The sequence below is a fragment of the Runella sp. SP2 genome, assembly GCF_003711225.1.
Taxonomy (GTDB): domain Bacteria; phylum Bacteroidota; class Bacteroidia; order Cytophagales; family Spirosomataceae; genus Runella.
Genome location: NZ_CP031030.1, coordinates 7,122,501 through 7,140,742 on the forward strand (window position 1 = coordinate 7,122,501; position 18,242 = coordinate 7,140,742).

Annotated in this window: 2 protein-coding genes, 2 rRNA genes and 1 pseudogene (1 of these 5 only partly in view); 3 read left to right on the forward strand and 2 right to left on the reverse strand. The window is 47.1% G+C overall.

Features of this window, described 5'->3' with window-relative positions:
* The 3 genes and pseudogenes from DTQ70_RS28705 to DTQ70_RS28720 form a co-directional block, all read left to right on the forward strand.
* A 23S ribosomal RNA gene (locus tag DTQ70_RS28705) occupies positions 1-1,930 on the forward strand; it begins 875 nt to the left of the window's first position.
* A gap of 73 nt (positions 1,931-2,003) precedes the next feature.
* Positions 2,004-2,115, forward strand: a 5S ribosomal RNA gene (gene rrf / locus DTQ70_RS28710).
* A gap of 619 nt (positions 2,116-2,734) precedes the next feature.
* Positions 2,735-3,671, forward strand: a pseudogene (locus tag DTQ70_RS28720) (transposase).
* 127 nt (positions 3,672-3,798) lie between these two features.
* Here the strand turns inward: DTQ70_RS28720 and DTQ70_RS28725 are convergent.
* Positions 3,799-6,027, reverse strand: coding sequence for a sodium-translocating pyrophosphatase (locus DTQ70_RS28725; protein WP_122933996.1), 2,229 nt, complete (start codon positions 6,025-6,027; stop codon positions 3,799-3,801).
* A gap of 181 nt (positions 6,028-6,208) precedes the next feature.
* Positions 6,209-18,106 carry a BspA family leucine-rich repeat surface protein gene (locus DTQ70_RS28730; protein ID WP_122933997.1) on the reverse strand — a complete coding sequence of 3,966 codons (11,898 nt, stop codon included), beginning with the start codon at positions 18,104-18,106 and terminating at the stop codon, positions 6,209-6,211.
* Between the last annotated feature and the right edge of the window lie 136 nt (positions 18,107-18,242).

Genomic DNA, 18,242 nt, shown 5'->3' on the forward strand with positions numbered 1-18,242 from the left:
AGGTAGAGCTACTGATAGGATGCGGGGGAGTCAAATCCTACCAAATTCTGACAAACTCCGAATGGGCATAAACAGACACAGCAGTGAGGGCCGGGGTGCTAAGGTCACGGTCCGAGAGGGGAACAACCCAGAGCAACCGCTAAGGTCCCTAAGTATATACTAAGTTGAACAAAGGAAGTCTGACTGCCGAGACAGCCAGGATGTTAGCTTGGAAGCAGCTATACATTTAAAGAGTGCGTAACAGCTCACTGGTCGAGCGGGGCGGGCGTCGATAATAAACGGGCATCAAGTATATCACCGAAGCGATGCGATTAGTAATAATCGGTAGGGGAGCATTCCAACGTCAGTGAAGTTGTAGCGTGAGCTATGGTGGAGATTTTGGAAAAGCAAATGTAGGCATAAGTAACGACAATGTATGTGAGAACCATACACACCGTAAAGCTAAGGATTCCTCAGCTATGTCAATCAACTGAGGGTTAGTCGGGGCCTAAGGGGAAGGCGAAGGCCGCACCTGACGGACAGCAGGTTAATATTCCTGCACCTGATACAAGTGTGAAGCGTACGGGGTAGGGGAGAGAGTACGAAGTGACGGAAGTCTTCGTTGAGCGGCGTTTACGGACAAAGCGAACTTTTGAACTGGCCTCCAAGAAAAAGCGCTGAAACATCAGCTTGTATTAGCCCGTACCGTAAACCGACACAGGTAGCTGGGTAGAATATACCAAGGTGCTCAAGTGAATCACGGTTAAGGAACTCGGCAAATTAGTCCTGTAACTTCGGGAGAAGGGACACTCTGGCGCGAGCTAGAGTCGCAGAGAAATGGCCCAGGCGACTGTTTAACAAAAACACAGGGCAACGCAAAGTGGAGACACGCAGTATGTTGCCTGACACCTGCCCGGTGCTGGAAGGTTAAGAGGGGAGCTTAGCGCAAGCGAAGGTTTGAATCGAAGCCCCAGTAAACGGCGGCCGTAACTATAACGGTCCTAAGGTAGCGAAATTCCTTGTCGGGTAAGTTCCGACCTGCACGAATGGTGTAACGATCTGGGCACTGTCTCAACCGTGAGCTTGGTGAAATTGTAGTAGCGGTGAAGATGCCGCTTACCCGTCACGGGACGGAAAGACCCCGTGCACCTTTACTACAACTTTGCGTTGGATATGGGATATGAATGTGTAGGATAGGTGGGAGGCTATGAAGTGGATTCGTCAGGATTCATGGAGCCAACGTTGAAATACCACCCTTTTGTATTCTGTGTTCTAACTTATTATTGAGGACCGCGCATGGTGGGTAGTTTGACTGGGGTGGTCGCCTCCAAAAGAGTAACGGAGGCTTCCAAAGGTTAGCTCATGACGGACGGTAATCGTCAGGGGAGTGCAAAAGCACAAGCTAGCTTGACTGTGAGACCGACGGGTCGATCAGGTGGGAAACCAGGGTTTAGTGATCCGGTGGTTGCGCATGGGTGTGCCATCGCTCAAAGGATAAAAGGTACGCCGGGGATAACAGGCTGATCATCCCCAAGAGCTCACATCGACGGGATGGTTTGGCACCTCGATGTCGGCTCGTCACATCCTGGGGCTGGAGAAGGTCCCAAGGGTTCGGCTGTTCGCCGATTAAAGTGGCACGCGAGCTGGGTTCAGAACGTCGTGAGACAGTTCGGTCCCTATCTGTGATGGGCGTAGGAAGTTTGACGGGGGCTGACCTTAGTACGAGAGGACCGGGTTGGACTCACCTCTGGTGAATCGGTTGTAACGCCAGTTGCACGGCCGAGTAGCTACGTGGGCAACAGATAAGCGCTGAAAGCATCTAAGTGCGAAACTGGCCTGAAGATGAGACTTCCACATAAGGGACGTTGTAGACGACGACGTTGATAGGCTGCAAGTGTAAAGGTGGTGACATCAAAGCTGAGCAGTACTAATTGCCCAATAGCTTCTTTGTAAATACAGATTTGCATAAATTATTCTCTACCAATGTCAATTGCTTATTGAAAGACGAAATAGCTAATAACCTTGATGGTGGTTACAGGGTGGGTGTTCACCTCTTCCCATTCCGAACAGAGAAGTTAAGCCCCACTCCGCCGATGATACTGCAATAAAATGTGGAAAAGTAGGTAGCCGCCACAATATTAAAATCCGAGAGGAGTTCAGAAATGAGCTCCTCTTTTTTGTGCTATATATTACTCGCCTCCAGTGCCTCGCGTGCCGTTTGTAAGGATCAAGACCAAAAGTTGTGGGGGATGTTGGATTTTTTTGGATCAAGACCAAAATTTGTGGAGAGGGTTGGATTTTTTTAAGTTTGTGCTTTTAATCAATCGTACTTGCTTTGGAGAGTTTCCTACCTATCGTTCAGTTCCTGTTGCCCGATTTCATTTTGGACTGGGCGTCCCCGAAAATTTTGAATTGACCACTATTAACCGCCAAGAGGGTGTCTTCGATATCCATCTTACAGAGAAAAATACAGACGCTCGAGACCCTGAAAGGAAAAATCTGCTTTCCAAAGGTTTTTTTGCACCCATAACTGTCCAAGACTTTCCCCTGCGTGGGCATAAGGTCTTTCTTCACATTAAGCGCCGCCGATGGCTCCATACCCAAACCGGTAAAGTAGTTTACAGAGACTGGGCAGAAGTAAGCAAAGGAACGCGAATGACAAGTGAATTCGCGAATTTTTTAAAAGGTATCAGTGGATACGAATCCGAGTAGTACAAATTCAATCGGAGAGTTTTATGGCGTGAAGGGTCGGAATTTGCTTCGTCACTACAAAGATTGCCAAGGTGGATTCAAACATTGGAATCAAAAGTCTCATGCTAAACTATGGCTGTTATACCCTCAAAATATGGGAACTCATCTTTCCATTGATGAAACCTCGTTATCTGATGGGGAGTTGTATACGATTCTTACCAATAAAGCTGCCAAAGGCAGTAAAGGAAGTATTGTGGCTATCATTTCGGGCACCAAGGCTGAAACAGTGATTGAGATTCTTCGAAAAACTCCTCAAAAGCTTCGTAAAAAAGTCGCTGAGATTACGCTGGACATGGCCAGCAATATGGCTTTAATTGCCAAGCGATGTTTCCCTTGCGCCACACAGGTAACTGACCGTTTTCATGTCCAAAAGTTGGCTTCGGAAGCCTTACAGGAAATCAGAATAAAACACCGTTGGCAAGCAATAGATGCTGAAAATGAATCTATTGAGCAAGCTAAAGCCACTCAAACAGACTACCAAGCGGAAGTACTCTCCAATGGCGATACGGTGAAACAGTTATTGGCACGCAGCCGGTATGTGCTCTACAAAAAGCAGAAAGATTGGACAGAGAATCAAAAACAAAGGGCAACACTACTTTTTGAGCGCTATCCTGATTTGAAAAAAGCTTATGAGTTAACCATGGCCTTGAGCCATATTTTTGAGAATACTACTGATAAACTTTATGGATTGGCCAGACTCGCCAAATGGCATGAGAAGGTGCGGCAATCCGGCTTTAAAGCCTTCAACACGGTGGCGCGTTCTATCCAAAATCATTATGAAACCATCCTTAACCGCGGCGGCGGACCGCTATTTTGATAATCGAAGTACGAACGCGTCTGCCGAATCTTTTAATGCCAAGATTAAAGCTTTTCGAGCTCAGTTCAGAGGGGTAAGGAATGTAGAATTCTTTCTGTATCGGCTAACTCAGATATATGCTTAATCCAAGTTGCTCCACAAATTTTGGAATTGAGCCAAAATATCATTCAAGTGGGTTAGTGAGAATATAAAAATAGCCGCCCAAAAATTGCTTTTGAGGCGGCTATTTTTATATTAGATTAGTACTTTAACTATTTTGCAGCGATTTGACCAAGAGCTGAAGCTTTGGTGAACGTGCTTACTTTTGTTGTTTGTACTGAACTTACTTTGTTGGTTTCTTTTGTTGCGCTATGCTCGTGACTGCCATTCACGGCAATGTACGGAGCAATAACCAACGATACGATAGACATTAACTTAATTAGGATGTTCATTGAAGGGCCAGAAGTATCTTTGAATGGGTCACCTACAGTATCGCCAGTCACTGATGCTTTGTGTGGCTCTGACTTTTTGTAGAAAGTTTCTCCGTTGATTACTACCCCTTTTTCAAAAGATTTTTTAGCGTTATCCCATGCACCACCTGCGTTTGATTGGAACATTCCCATCAACACACCCGATACGGTTACCCCTGCCAACAAACCACCTAATACTTCTGGCCCCATGGTGAAGCCTACAAGTACAGGGGTAACAAGTGCGATTGCTCCTGGCAAAATCATTTGTTTGATAGATGCTTCAGTTGAAATAGCTACGCATTTTTCGTACTCTGGTTCTGTTTTGTACTCCATAATGCCAGGAATTTCGCGGAACTGACGGCGAACTTCATTTACCATTTCCATGGCAGCCTTACCTACTGCTGATATAGCTAATGCACTGAAAATGAATGGAATCATTCCCCCTACAAACAAGCCTGCTAGTACGTCTGCTTTGTAAATGTCAATTTGGGAAATGCCTGCAATTCCTACAAAAGCGGCAAACAATGCCAACGACGTCAAGGCTGCAGAAGCAATCGCAAAGCCTTTCCCTGTAGCAGCCGTTGTATTACCTACGGCATCCAAGTTATCCGTGCGTTCACGTACTTCAGAAGGCAGCTGTGACATTTCAGCAATACCACCTGCGTTGTCAGCAATAGGCCCAAAGGCGTCGATGGCTAACTGCATCGCTGTGGTTGCCATCATACCTGCGGCTGCAATAGATACACCATACAAACCAGCAAATTTATAGGACAAAATGATACCCGCTGCCAACACGATGATAGGCAACACAGTAGATTCCATCCCAACGGCTAAACCACCAATGATGTTGGTAGCGTGACCTGTTCCTGATTTTTCGATGATTGAATTCACAGGACGTTTGCCCATGGCCGTATAATATTCAGTAATATACGACATCAATGCGCCTACAATTAAACCAACCACAATTGAGTAAAATACGCCATCAGAGGTAAATTCAAATCCTCGAAGCACAAGACTTTCTGGCAGAATATTTTTCACAAGAAAATACGAAGCTACAAATGTAATACCAATCGATGCCCAGTTGCCAATATTTAAGGCATTTTGGACAGATGCGTTTTCGTTGTTTATACGTACAAAAAACGTAGAAACCAAAGAGGCCAATAAACCTACCCCAGCAATCAACATAGGAAGAAGTACTGGAGAAAAGCCGCCGTAGTTATCTGTTACATCAATTTCTTGGCCTAAAACCATGGTAGCCAAAATCGTTGCTACGTACGAACCAAATAAGTCAGCACCCATACCTGCTACGTCACCTACGTTGTCGCCTACGTTGTCAGCGATGGTTGCTGGGTTACGAACGTCGTCTTCAGGAATACCTGCTTCCACTTTTCCTACAAGGTCAGCACCTACGTCGGCAGCTTTGGTATAAATACCACCACCTACCCGCGCAAACAACGCGATAGATTCAGCGCCCAACGAGAAACCAGCCAAGACTTCGATTACTTTTTTCATTTCGACCGAAGTAAGTGGTTGGCCTGCCGCAAACATTTGATAAAAAACAATGAATAGGCCACTCAGACCTAATACAGCCAAACCTGCTACCCCCATACCCATAACCGAGCCACCAGTAAAAGATACATTAAGGGCCTTGGCGAGTGAAGTGCGGGCTGCTTGGGCGGTGCGAACGTTGGCTTTGGTAGCCACTTTCATACCGATGTACCCCGCGGTAGCTGAAAACACTGCTCCAATCAAAAATGCGACAGCAATCAGTGGAGACGAGTGTATTTCGATGCCATTGGCTTCGGTTTGGCTACCCAGATACGCCAAAATTAAGGCAGTAGGAATGGCGAAGTAGGCCAAAATTTTCCATTCAGCTTTCAAGAAAGCGATGGCGCCATCGGCAATATAGCCTGATAGCTTTTTCATGTTGTCGTCGCCAGCAGGTTGGTTGGCAACCCAGTTGAAACGCCAAGCGGTGTACAGAAGCCCAATAGCCCCAAAAGCTGGGACAAGGTAAACGATACTATTCATGCGTAGGTTAAAAGATTTAGTTGAATATTTATATAAAATGTCGGACAAATATAGCAGAACGTGATTCATTTCCCCAACCCAAATCTTAGTTAATTGCTTATTTTGTATCGTTATTGTACAATTTTAGACCCTATTTTAGGTGGGTGTCACTAAAACAGGGCCTAAAATTGATAAATGAGCTTTAATTTACTTTTACAACTTTCAGCGTTGCTTGTTTTTCAGGCGTCGTCACCTTCAAGAAATACATGCCAGTTGGTAGTTCGCTTACGCCAAACTCCTCTTGATGGGTGTTCGTTTCGGGTACAAATTGACGGCGTAGCACCTCCCGACCCGATGCATCCGTTAAAGCCGCTTGCACCATGTGTCCCTTGCTCTCTTGCACTTTTAAGCGCAGGATGTTGCTGACGGGGTTGGGCATGACTGTGGCGAAAGACCCGTTATCAGTTATCTGTTTTCCGTTATCCGACCCTTGCCCTTTGCTTTTTGCCTCTTCGCTCTCCGCTGCGCGTGCTGCTCCCACGCCTACTCCATCTTTCGACTGGATTCTGAACCAGTACTCTTGATAGGCCAAGACATTGCCTTGTGGTTGACGCGTCGAGGGGTAAATGCTACCCCAACCCTTCATATCCCAATAACGGATGCCTAACTTGTACAAACCCTTGGGTAAACCTGCATCATATATGTTACCACCTGAACCGTTGTCTTGGTAGAAACCGTAGGCGGGGTGGTTTTGAGCGTACAACTCCGTCCAGCCCTCGCGGTTGGCGTACATGAAGTATGGCGCGTTGTTCTCGTGCGTGTTAAATGAACGAATTACCCCCATTTCTGGCGTCGCCAACATGTCGAAGGTCAATGAACCATCGGTGCTTAATCCGCAAGCTTCTACGTTGATTGTCCAGTAACGAGGAGCCATTTTGTTGGCATTCTCAACGTAGTATAAGGTCGGATTTACCTGCGTACTCTGCTCCAATTCGGGGCCACCGTCGCGGGTGATGAATTGGCTTGTCCACAACGACTTATCATTCGCAGGCTTTACTGCCGATTTTGATTCGCCGATGTTAATCAACGTCACTACAAAAGCATTCCAGTAAACATCTTTGCGAACACTTTCTGAGCTCTGACAACCGCCTTCAAATAGACACTTCGCCCAGTACGTTTGCTTGGTCACGTTGCTAAATGCCACTTCAAAACTTGGCGCGGTGACGCCCGTATTCCAAAACGTTTGGCTTCCTGCGGGGCAATTGGCCGAAATCGTGACCGTTGTGCCTGTGCAAACAATCTCTTGACTTGCCGTAATCACGGGAGCAACTTGCGTTGGCGTTAACGTAAACGTTACCACATTGCTCTTTTCACTTACACAACCATTTTCCGTCTGACAACGAGCGTAATACGAGGTCGTTTGGCTGGGAACAGTCGATGGAAGGCTTGGCAGAGCAACATTCGTTGTGGCATTGTACCAAACAGTGCGCAAGCTTCCACAAGTTGACTGTCCACTGAAACTGGCTGTCGCGTCACAACTAGCTGTAGATGACAATGAAACCGTCGGAGCTGTTGGAATCGTCACCAATTTTAAGCGCATTACCCCTGATTCAGATTCTACACACGAAGGCGTTCCGTCTGATTTGCGGCAACGTACGCGGTAGTTGTGGAATTGATTGTCCACCAAACCTACGGGAACTCCTGCACTGTACTCGCCACCGTCAACTGAGTAAAGAATCACTTCGCCAGCAGCACAGTTCGCATTAAATGTGAGCGTAGTAGTCACTAAGCTACAGACTTCTTTGGTTTCACCTACGGCAACCGTTACACCATCCACCAACATCGACACATTTTGCGGAACGGAAGCACGGTTATTTATCGTCAATTCTATCACGCCCGAATAGGTCGAAGCGCAATTGGCATCACAAGCCGCTTGGTAGCGGTGGGGTTGGTTATTGGACGGCTGGGAAACTGGTGCTGTCGCCGACCAGTTGCTCCATGCACCACTACCAACTTGAACTCGCCAAACGGGATTGCCAACCACACACGAACTCGAAACCCCAAACTGTAAACCGTTAACAGGATTGGCATCCGTATCGCACAAAACGGGGTTGTTGCCTTCGTTTAGGGTTTGTTGAAGGGTAGTCAACGAAATAGTTGGTGGAACAACTACCGTCACCATCACATCCACAAATCCACTCAATTGAGGGGCTAGTTCACAACGAACTTTGTAAACCGTACTTGCCGTAAGTGTTGGTGTCACCAGCGGTGAGCCCACAAACAACTGGGTGGTGCCCGCCGCGTTGTACCATGTTACTTGTCCCACTGCACACGAAGCCGTCAATGATGCCGTCGCGTTTTTGCAAATGGTCACGTTGGTAGTATTTGTTGGAAGTTCCACCGAAGCAATGACGGTCAATACCGCATCGTTGCCATCGCCACCTACGTAACTGATGCGGGCGTTTAACTGACTTCCCAAAAATGGTGCAATCGTTGACCCTTCGGGTAAGCCGTTGAACGTACCTTGAATGGCATCGCTTCCGTCGTTGTTGACTAGCACAAACGTTTGTCCCAATACTGGTATGTGGCTACCGCTGAGTACCAAATCAAGTCCCGACAAGTTGACCGACCCTTCTACTTTTAACTGACGGTAGTCGGTATCAGCCGTAGTTCCGTTGATGACAATGGCCAAGTCATTGCCCGAGGCAAACGACACGGTTCCGACGTTGACATCCGTTCCCGCTGCCGTTGGATTGATTCCTGCTGCTGCGTTGATGACAAGGTTACCTCCGTTGGTCGCCAAGGCCGAAGCGTTCAAATTAACTGCCCCTGCCGTCGAGAGGTTGACGTTGGTGGCTGCGGCGCGGCTGATGGGCGCACTGACAGTAATGGCGCCGCTGTTGGCATCACCGATTTGGAGCGTACCCGCCGTGATGCGGTCAAGTTCGTCGTCGGAAAGGCTCAAAGGACCGCCCAGAGGGTTTGTTGACGAGCCTAAGTCGATGTTTACGCCGTTGGTGTAAGGACGAAGTATGACACTGCTGGCCGAGTTGGTGCTGATAGTCGCCGTATTTTTGATGTCAATACTGTTGGTAATCAGCGAAATGTTTCCTCCCATGCTCGCTGTTGTAATTTGTCCACCAGAAAGTGATTCAATCTCAATACCCACGCCGCTTCCACCTTCGATGCCAGTTACGGTGATGGCACCTCCTGAGGTGCTATTGATAGTCCCACGAATATACACTCCTTTATTATCAGGCCCAGTTGAGCTTCCAGCCGTTCCTTGAATGTTGATTGCTTTCCCATTCCCCGCCGTAATGGTGCCATTTAAGTCAACCCCTACACTTCCATTGGATGCTGTAGCATCAGCTCCTCCTATACCAATAATCGTAATGGTGCCATCGTTGGTTGTGACCAAGTTACGAACTTCTACTCCATCGCTAAACGACTGGTTGGCACCCGTACCTTCTATATAAATACTACCAGTACCCCCCGCAAGGACTTTTCCACTTAGACCAATTCCCGTATTGCCCGTAGGATTATTGAATGAACCATTGGTTCCTTGACCGCCTTGACCAATGAGTCGGATATTACCGTTATTGGTACTAATTTGGCTATTGGAACCAGAAAGCTGAAGACCATAATTAAACGAAGCGGTGCTTGGTGAGCTACTGCCAGTACCTTGCACGGTGACATTCCCAGTTCCTCCCGCCGCAATACGGCTAGTAGCATCAAGTAAGACACCTTTGGCGCTACCTGTGCTTGCTCCTCCTGCTTGGCCTGTAACGCTAATGTGGCCATTGGTAGAAGTGATGGCACTCGATGTTAGAAAAACACCTTGATGGTATCCATCTGTACCAGTTCCGCCAGTGCCTAGTACCGTTACAGTTCCCGCTCCACCCGCAGAAATTAGTCCTGAACTTTCAAGATTAATACCATGGTTGGAAGTCGCATCACTACTTCCCCCACCTTGGCCTGTTACGCTTACATTTCCTCCTGAAGAGGTGATCGTACCTGCATCGAGGTGTACCCCAAAGGTATTACCATCGGTCTGGCTAGCTCCTGTGCCTTGTACAGTAACCGTACCCGTTCCACCTGCGGTAATCATTCCTAGGTCGGTGACTGCCACTCCGTGTTGGTTATATTCGTCCGCAAGTCCGCCACCTTGTCCTGTTACGCTGACGTTGCCGCCTAGTGAGGTTATTTTGGAATTCGTACCTGTAACCAATACGCCAATGTTTTCATTGCCCGAGGCAGTACCACCCGTTCCTACTACTGAAAGTGGAGCGTTACCTCCCTCTATTAGACCACCACTATTGACCGAAACCCCTGCTTTGTAGCCGGCAACCCCGCTTTTCCCTTTAATGGTTGCTTGCCCACTGCCTGTTACTTTTAGTGAGCCGCCATTGACATCAACACCAGCAAAATCGCCCGATGAAGGCGTTGTCTGTTGGTTGGCTTCTACGACTAAATTTCCGTTTTGTGTTAGTAAGCTACCCCCTGTATTAATGGTTGCATTTTTGCTTACTTTCACCGTTGCCGTACCTGTGCCAGAGAGGGTGACAATCGCATTAGCAGCGATACTCAAAGCATCCGTTCCAGGCGTGGTAGCATCATCATTTTGCAAGTCTAAATCCAAGTTAGCATTGCTGACAAACGTGATGTTGCCATTCAAATTCACTTCGTCATCGCCCGTGCCACCGTTGATGGTCAATGTAGGCAATTGGGTTGTAAATGCCCCAACGTTGATGATGTCGTTGCCTCCAGCAGTGTTGACAGTAATACTGGTTTTTCCCGAAAGTACTACCTCCGCAGGCGTGGTAAAGGCCGTAGTGATACCGCCGTCGATGTTATACGTTTTACCCGTGACGTTGAAGCGGATTTTACCGCTGTTTTCACTTACCTCCAGCGTTTCGCCCGTGCCTTTGGCATCGGTAATGACGATGTTTCCGCTTGTGGTCGTGATGGTGTAGTCGGGAGAGGTACAAGCAATGTTTTGAGCATCACCCGTGATTGTCCAGCCTTTGTTGGTAATCAAATTATTACGCGCCGATTGAGCAGTACAATATTTTAGCCCTAGTGCGCCCAAACTCCGACCCGTCACTGTCCCCTGATTGAAGCCAATCAACGTCGCATCGTAGTTGACCTCGCTCATTCCACAGTTGTCTAGGAAGTTGCCTAGATTAACGCTGGCATTGAATTTGGTTCCCCAAGCCGCCAAGCTTTGATTGAAAGCCGTCGCATTTTGAAACATTAACGACATGTTAGTGACATTACTCACGTCCCAATTGCTAATATCTTGGTTAAACGAAGTCGCTTCTTGAAACATACGTGACATCCCCGTTATGGTGCTTGTATTCCACGTACTGATATTTGCGGGGCCATTGAGAATCGTACAATTAGCAAACATGGATGAAAGCGACGTTACGCCAGACAAGTTGGGGACATCTGTCGCGGTAACGCTCAGGTTATTACAACCATTGAAAGCACTGCTCATAGATGTCCAAGCAATATCGCCCCATTGACTAATCGTCAGTAATTTAGAAGCATCTCCTACGGAGTTGAAATGAATCCTTGGGAAATCCCCTCGAATAGCCACTGTGTAAGTACCTGCTGTACCGTAATTATGGGTAACGCTCCCCGTTACTGCCAACTCATCATAAATACCGTCGTTGTTCCAGTCCACGTCATAATTGTAGCCTGTACCTAAGGTCGGGATGGTGATGGAAGTAGCGTTGGAAGTACCTGAGTTGTCAGTTTTCCAAGTTGTGATAAAAGGCTTTCCACCGTAACCTTCAATGGCAAAGGTGTAAGGCGAGCCAGGGTCGTTGCTCGGAATGCTGATAGTGGCCGTGCGTTTACCCGTTGTTGTAGGGTCAAACGTTACCGTAAAGGTTGTTGAACTACCTACAGCAACAGTCGTTGAAGAAGGCTGCGTGATGGTAAAATCGGTGGTTCCTCCCGTGATTGTTCCCAATGTCAAAGCTCCCGCTCCCGTATTTTCGATGGTGAAAGTACGTGTCACCGAGCCACTTGGCACTGAGACAGGCCCAAAATCTGTGTGGTCGGTGATAATTGGTGAGTTATCACCACTTACGATGCTAACGTTGTTGCCTTTGAGGTTAATCTCTGGCGCACACGTAGAAGAAAGAGCATCCCCCGTGATAGTCCAGCCTTTGTTGGTAGTTAGGTTCGTACGAGCCGATTGAGCAGTACAATATTGCAAACCTGTTGCTCCCAAATTTCGACCTGTCACAGTGCCCTGATTGAAGCCAATTAGCGTAGCGTCGTAGTTGGCAATGCTCATGCCGCAGCTACTCAGCATCTCTGTTAAATCAACACTGGCATTGAATTTGGTTCCCCAAGCCCCCAAGCTTTGATTAAAAGCCGTTGCCCCCAAAAACATCCCAGTCATATTTGTCACCTTACTCACATCCCAACCGCTGATGTTTTGATTGAAAGCCGTAGCACTAGCAAACATCCCAGTCATATCTGTCACCTTACTCACATCCCAACCGCTGATGTCTTGATTGAAAGCCGTCGCACCAGCAAACATCGTACTCATATTTGTCACCTTACTCACATCCCAACCGCTGATGTCTTGGTTGAAAGAAACAATACTACTGAACATGTTTGACATGTCCTGGACACTACTCACGTCCCAAGCACTAATGTCTTGGTTGATAGCTGTAATAGCCGTAAACATGTTACGCATGTTGGTTACGTCGTTCAAATCAGGCTTATCGCTGGCGTTAATCTCTAAATTGGTACAACCCTCAAAAGCGTCCTCAAAACTTTTCCAATCAATGTCTCCCCATTGATTTACTGTTAATATTTTACTTATGTCATTATCATCATGAAAATAAATTCGTGGAAAAGCTCCCCTAATAGCTACTGTGTAGGTGCCTGCCGTACCATAGTTATGGGTAACGTTGCCCGTCAGCCCAAACTCATCATAAATACCATCATTGTTCCAGTCCACGTCGTAGCTATAGCCCGTACCCGTGGTCGGGATTTCAATAGAGGTACTGTTTGAACTAGAACTACCTAAGTTGTCGGTTTTCCACGTCGTAATGAAGGGCCTTCCACCGTAGCCTTCAATGGCGAAGGTGTAAGGGTTTTCGTCGGTATCGTTGTTTGGAATGCTGATGGTAGCCGTGCGTTTACCCGCTGTGGTAGGGTCAAACGTCACCGTAAAGGTGGTAGAACCATTGGCAGGAATAGTCGTCAACGAAGGTTGTGTGATGACAAAATCAGTGGTTCCACCTGTGATTGTTCCCAACGTCAAGGCCACTGCCCCCGTATTTTCGATGGTGAACGTACGCGTTACCGAACCGCTTGGCACTGAGACTGGGCCAAAATCTGTGTGATCAGTAATGATAGGTGTATTATCTCCACTTACGATGCTGACGCTGTTGCCTTTGAGGTTGATTTCAGGAACACAGGTGCTGCTTAAAGCATCGCCCGTAATGATCCACCCTTTTCCTCCACTTCCAGTCGCTCCCACTAAAGTAGCGCGCGCGGCGGCAGCAGCACAGTATTTCAAGCCTGCTGCTCCCATTTCTCTATTCGTGACTGTACTTTGGCTAAACCCAGTGAGGGTAGCATCATAGTTCGCAACACTCATCCCGCAGTTATCAAGAAAAAACCTTAAATCAACGTTCGCATTAAGTTTTGTTCCCCACGAAGACAAACTTTGGTTAAAGGCCGTTGCACCGTAAAACATACCGTACATGTTCTCTACAGCCCTGATGTCCCACGAGCTCAAGTCTTGATTAAAAGAGGGTGCTTGATAGAACATCAATTTTATGTTCGTAGCTGCGCTTACAATCCACCCACTTATGTTTTGATTAAAAGCAGTTGTACCATGAAACATCGATTCCATATTTGTCACTGCACTTACCTCCCAACGACTGATGTCTTGATTGAAAATGACTGCATCTCGAAACATTGATCTCATGTTAGTAACAGCACCTACTTGCCAATTACCGATGTCTTGATTAAAGTGACTAGCCCCGTCGAACATTCCAGACATATCATTGACCGTTTGCACATCCCACCCGCCAATGTTTCCATTAAAATCGGTAGCTCCGTAAAACATTTGTGAGGTCGAAAGCGCTTTCGTTGGCTGCCAACTTCCAATGTTTTGATTGAAACGGAAGGCCTCAAAGAACATCCGTCTAAACGTGGTAACATTTCTTACATCCCAGTTCGTGATATTCCCGTTAAATGCGTCTGCCTGGCTAAACATCTCTTCCATCGAGGTCACGGCACCTACTTGCCAGTTGTTGAGCGATTGATTAAAAGACGCTGCTAAAGCAAACATGTTTCTCATGTTATTTACGGCTCTCACATCCCAACCACCAATATCCTGATTGAAAAGTACACATGCAGCAAACATATACCCCATGTCGGTGACAGAACTTACATTCCAGCTACCTATGTTGCTTGGTCCTGTTAGTTTTAGACAGCTAGCAAACATTGCATTGGTAGAAGTAACATTTGTTAAGTCAGGAACATCTGTGGCTGATACATCTAAATTTACACATCCTTTAAAGGCGCTTTCCATGCTTGTCCAAACGCCACTTCCCCACTGAGTTACCCCGAGTAACTTTGCTGCTTCACCCGAAGCATTGAAGAATATTCGTGGAAAAGTCCCTCTGATAGCCACTGTATATGTACCTGCCGTACCGTAGTCGTGGGTAACGTTGCCCGTCAGCCCAAACTCATCATAAATACCATCGTTATTCCAGTCCACGTCGTAGCTATAGCCCGTACCCGTGGTCGGTATTCTAATAGAGGTACTATTTGAACTACCTGGGTTGCCTGAGTTGTCGGTTTTCCAAGTAGTGATAAAAGGCGTTCCACCGTAGCCTTCGATGGCGAAGGTGTAAGGATTTTCGTCGGGGTCATTGCTCGGAATGCTGATGGTAGCCGTACGTTTACCCGCTGTGGTAGGGTCAAACGTCACCGTGAAGGTGGTTGAACCATTGGCAGGAATAGTCGTCAACGAAGGTTGTGTGATGACAAAATCGGTGGTTCCTCCCGTGATTGTTCCCAGCGTCAAAGCGCCCGCTCCCGTATTTTCGATGGTAAAGGTGCGCGTCACCGAGCCGCTTGGGCTTGACACTAAAACAGGGCCAAAGTCTGTGTGGTCGGTAATGATAGGTGTATTGTCGCCCCTTGCGATATTTTGACTGTTGCCTTTGAGGTTGATGTCGGGTACGGCAGGGGCGGACACTGTAATCACCACATCATTGTTACCGGTTCCTCCCGTGTAACTAATCGTCGCATTGAGGCCGCTTCCTCGGAAGTTAGGAATCGTTGCTCCTTGTGCTAGACCGGTGAACGTACCCACGATAGGGTCGGTACCGTCGTTGTTGACGATGGTAAATACTTCGTTCCCTGTTGGCACGTAAGTACCCGCCAAAAGCAAATCTACACCCCTTAAATCGATTTCTCCTTCTACGTTGAGTTGGGAGTAAGTGCTGCCCGTACCGTCGCCGAGGGTAGTGCCGTTGATGGTGATTTGCAAATCACTGTTAAACGACAGCGTGCCGGCAATGACATCCGTCCCGTTGAAGGTAGGTTTCACGGCTTTGGGTGACGTGCCTGGGTCGAGTAACAGCGTACCGCCGTTGGTATTGATACTTCCGCCACTGATGATGACATCGCCGCCGCTGATGAGTTGCATGTTGGTAAGCGTTGGGCGAGTAATTCCAATCCCAACGGTGATATCGCCCATCGTAGCATCACCTACGACAAGCGTACCCGTGCTGATTCTGTCAAGTTCAAGATCCGATAAAATAAGGGGGCCATTTGCACCATCAGGGGCAAGAGAAAAATCAATCGCCGTACCTGCCGTGAAGGGTTTGAGCGTGACACGGCCTGACGAATTAGTGCGAATGTCAGGGGAATCCACTATTCGTAAACTGTTGGTAATGATTGCAATATCACCGCCATTTACTTCCGTGGTAATGCTAGAGACGGGAGCCCCAATTTGTTTTGACATATAAATACCATAAGTCGAACTGCCGCCGCCTGATTTTCCCGTGAGCGCAATATTCCCTCCCGCAGACTTAACCAAGCCTTCCAATGTTATTCCATGGTTTGAGACACCAGTAGAGGTTCCACCTTCTCCTGTGATAGTTACGGTTCCAGTGCCTCCAGCTGAGATTTCGCCACTTTGGCTCATCGAAAGTCCGTAGTTCAATTGGCTAGTTCCACTGCCTCCGCCGTAGGCATTGACCGTGATACTCCCGCCAACTGAAGTGATTTTGCCAGAAGTTTGTAGATTAACTCCTATGTTATTGTTTCCCGTTGAAGCACTTCCTCCTCGCCCAGTGACCGTCACCGCACCCGTTCCCGCAGAGGTAATTTCACCAGAAGTAGTAAGTCTTATCCCGTCATTGCCAATACTGCTTCCTGTTCCACCACCTGTACCCTCTACGGTAACGGCTCCGCCCAAAGAGGTTATTTTAGCCGTACTTCCTTGAATGAGAATACCGTAATTACCGATTCCACTCGACGCACCACCGTTGCCAATTACTGAAACGGTATTGCTACCTCCATAGATGACTCCTCCAAAGTTTAAGAAAATACCTGCCTGACCACCCGATGCGTCATTTCCTCCTTTTCCTTTGACCGTCAGAGCACCCGAACCTAGCACTTGCAATTGGGTACTAGTAGTCATGGATACACCGATGAAATTACCAGCAGTAGGACTTGTTTGTTGGTTTGCTTCTACTGTGAGGTTACCATTGTTCGTTCCGAGTGTGCTTCCATTATTGAAAACTACATTTTTACTTACTTTGAGAGTCGCCGCCCCTGTTCCTTGAAGTATAATGTTAGCATTAATGGCAAACGTGATGGCATCCACTCCTGGGCTAGCGTCATCGTTCTGCAAATCCACATCTAAGTTGGCATTGGTCGCAAAAGTGATGTCTCCGTTGAAATTCACTTGGTCGTCGCCCGTGCCGCCGTTGATGGTTAGTGAAGGGAGATTGCTGCCGAGAGCGCCGATGTTGATGATGTCATTGCCGTCAGCGGTGTTTACTGTGATGCTTGCTAAACTACTCAAAGGTACATCCGCGGGAAAGTTGGTGGTAGGGCCATTGTTTAGACTGAATGTTTTCCCTGTCACATTAAAACGGATGTTCGTACTATTTGGAGTAATGTCCAACGTTTCCCCCGTTCCTGTTAGGTCGGTGATGACTAGGTTGTTGCCTGAAGTACTGATGTTATAATCAGGCTGGCCAGCATTGTTAAAGGCAAACGGAACTACATAAAAACATCCGCCCGTATTCGGGGTGATTTTTGCATACAGGGTTTGCGAGCCGGAAGGCAAACTATTGGAGGGTGTAAACGTATTGGGGGCGGTAAAGGTACCTGCCGAAGCAGTGGCGGCGGCATCGGTGAAGATTCCGTTTACGGTGCCGTTAAAAGCATTTCCATAGATAAAAATAGGATCGGAGTTATTGACAAATAGGTAATTATTTTGAATTCCAGCAGCTGAACCCGTATTTTTTTTAAAGACTCCAGTATTGGTAAAAGTGCCGAAATATTGCGTATTGCCGGGAGCATGCCCGCTTATAAAACCAAAACCATCGGCTATGATCATTCCATAGTTATTGCAAACACCTCCTAAATTGAATGTTCCGTTAGGAACAAACACTTTCCCGCATACTTCATTTTTAAATTCAAGGATTGTTAAAGGGGTTGACGAAAAGTCTTCAGCATAAATACAATAATGGGTGAGATTACCATTCACTGTAATAGTTCCTGAGTTTGAAATAACCCCACTTCGCAGAGTAAAAAAATTGTTTATAAAATCAGTTGTAACGGTAAATGAGCCCAAAGAAGTTATCGTCAGGTCATTACCTACAAAGGCTTTATTGACAGTGACTGCGGTATTAATAACCGGATCATGCGGAACGTTATCCAAAATAGTTATATCATCATTAGCCGTAGGTACACCGCTTGGCGACCAGTTGGAGGCAGTATTCCAGTCAGAGTTGGTAACCCCAATCCAATTTTTATCAACGGCAAACAAATTTTGGCTTATCAGCAAAGCCATTAAGAGATAAATGAGTTTTTTCATGAGTAGAAAAGATTAAATGTGGAGAAAGAATCGAAATAGGGCAGCGAGGCAAAAGGAGGGGAGGTGCTTCGTCAAATACCCCCTTGTTCCTCCTTCCCTTTCTACCATGAAAGTGTCAGCCAAAACAGTCCCAAAA

Coding starts and splice junctions, on each gene's coding strand:
- DTQ70_RS28730 (WP_122933997.1), bottom strand. CDS start 18,106: ATGAAAAAACTCATTTATCTCTTAATGGCTTTGCTGATAAGCCAAAAT.
- DTQ70_RS28725 (WP_122933996.1), bottom strand. CDS start 6,027: ATGAATAGTATCGTTTACCTTGTCCCAGCTTTTGGGGCTATTGGGCTT.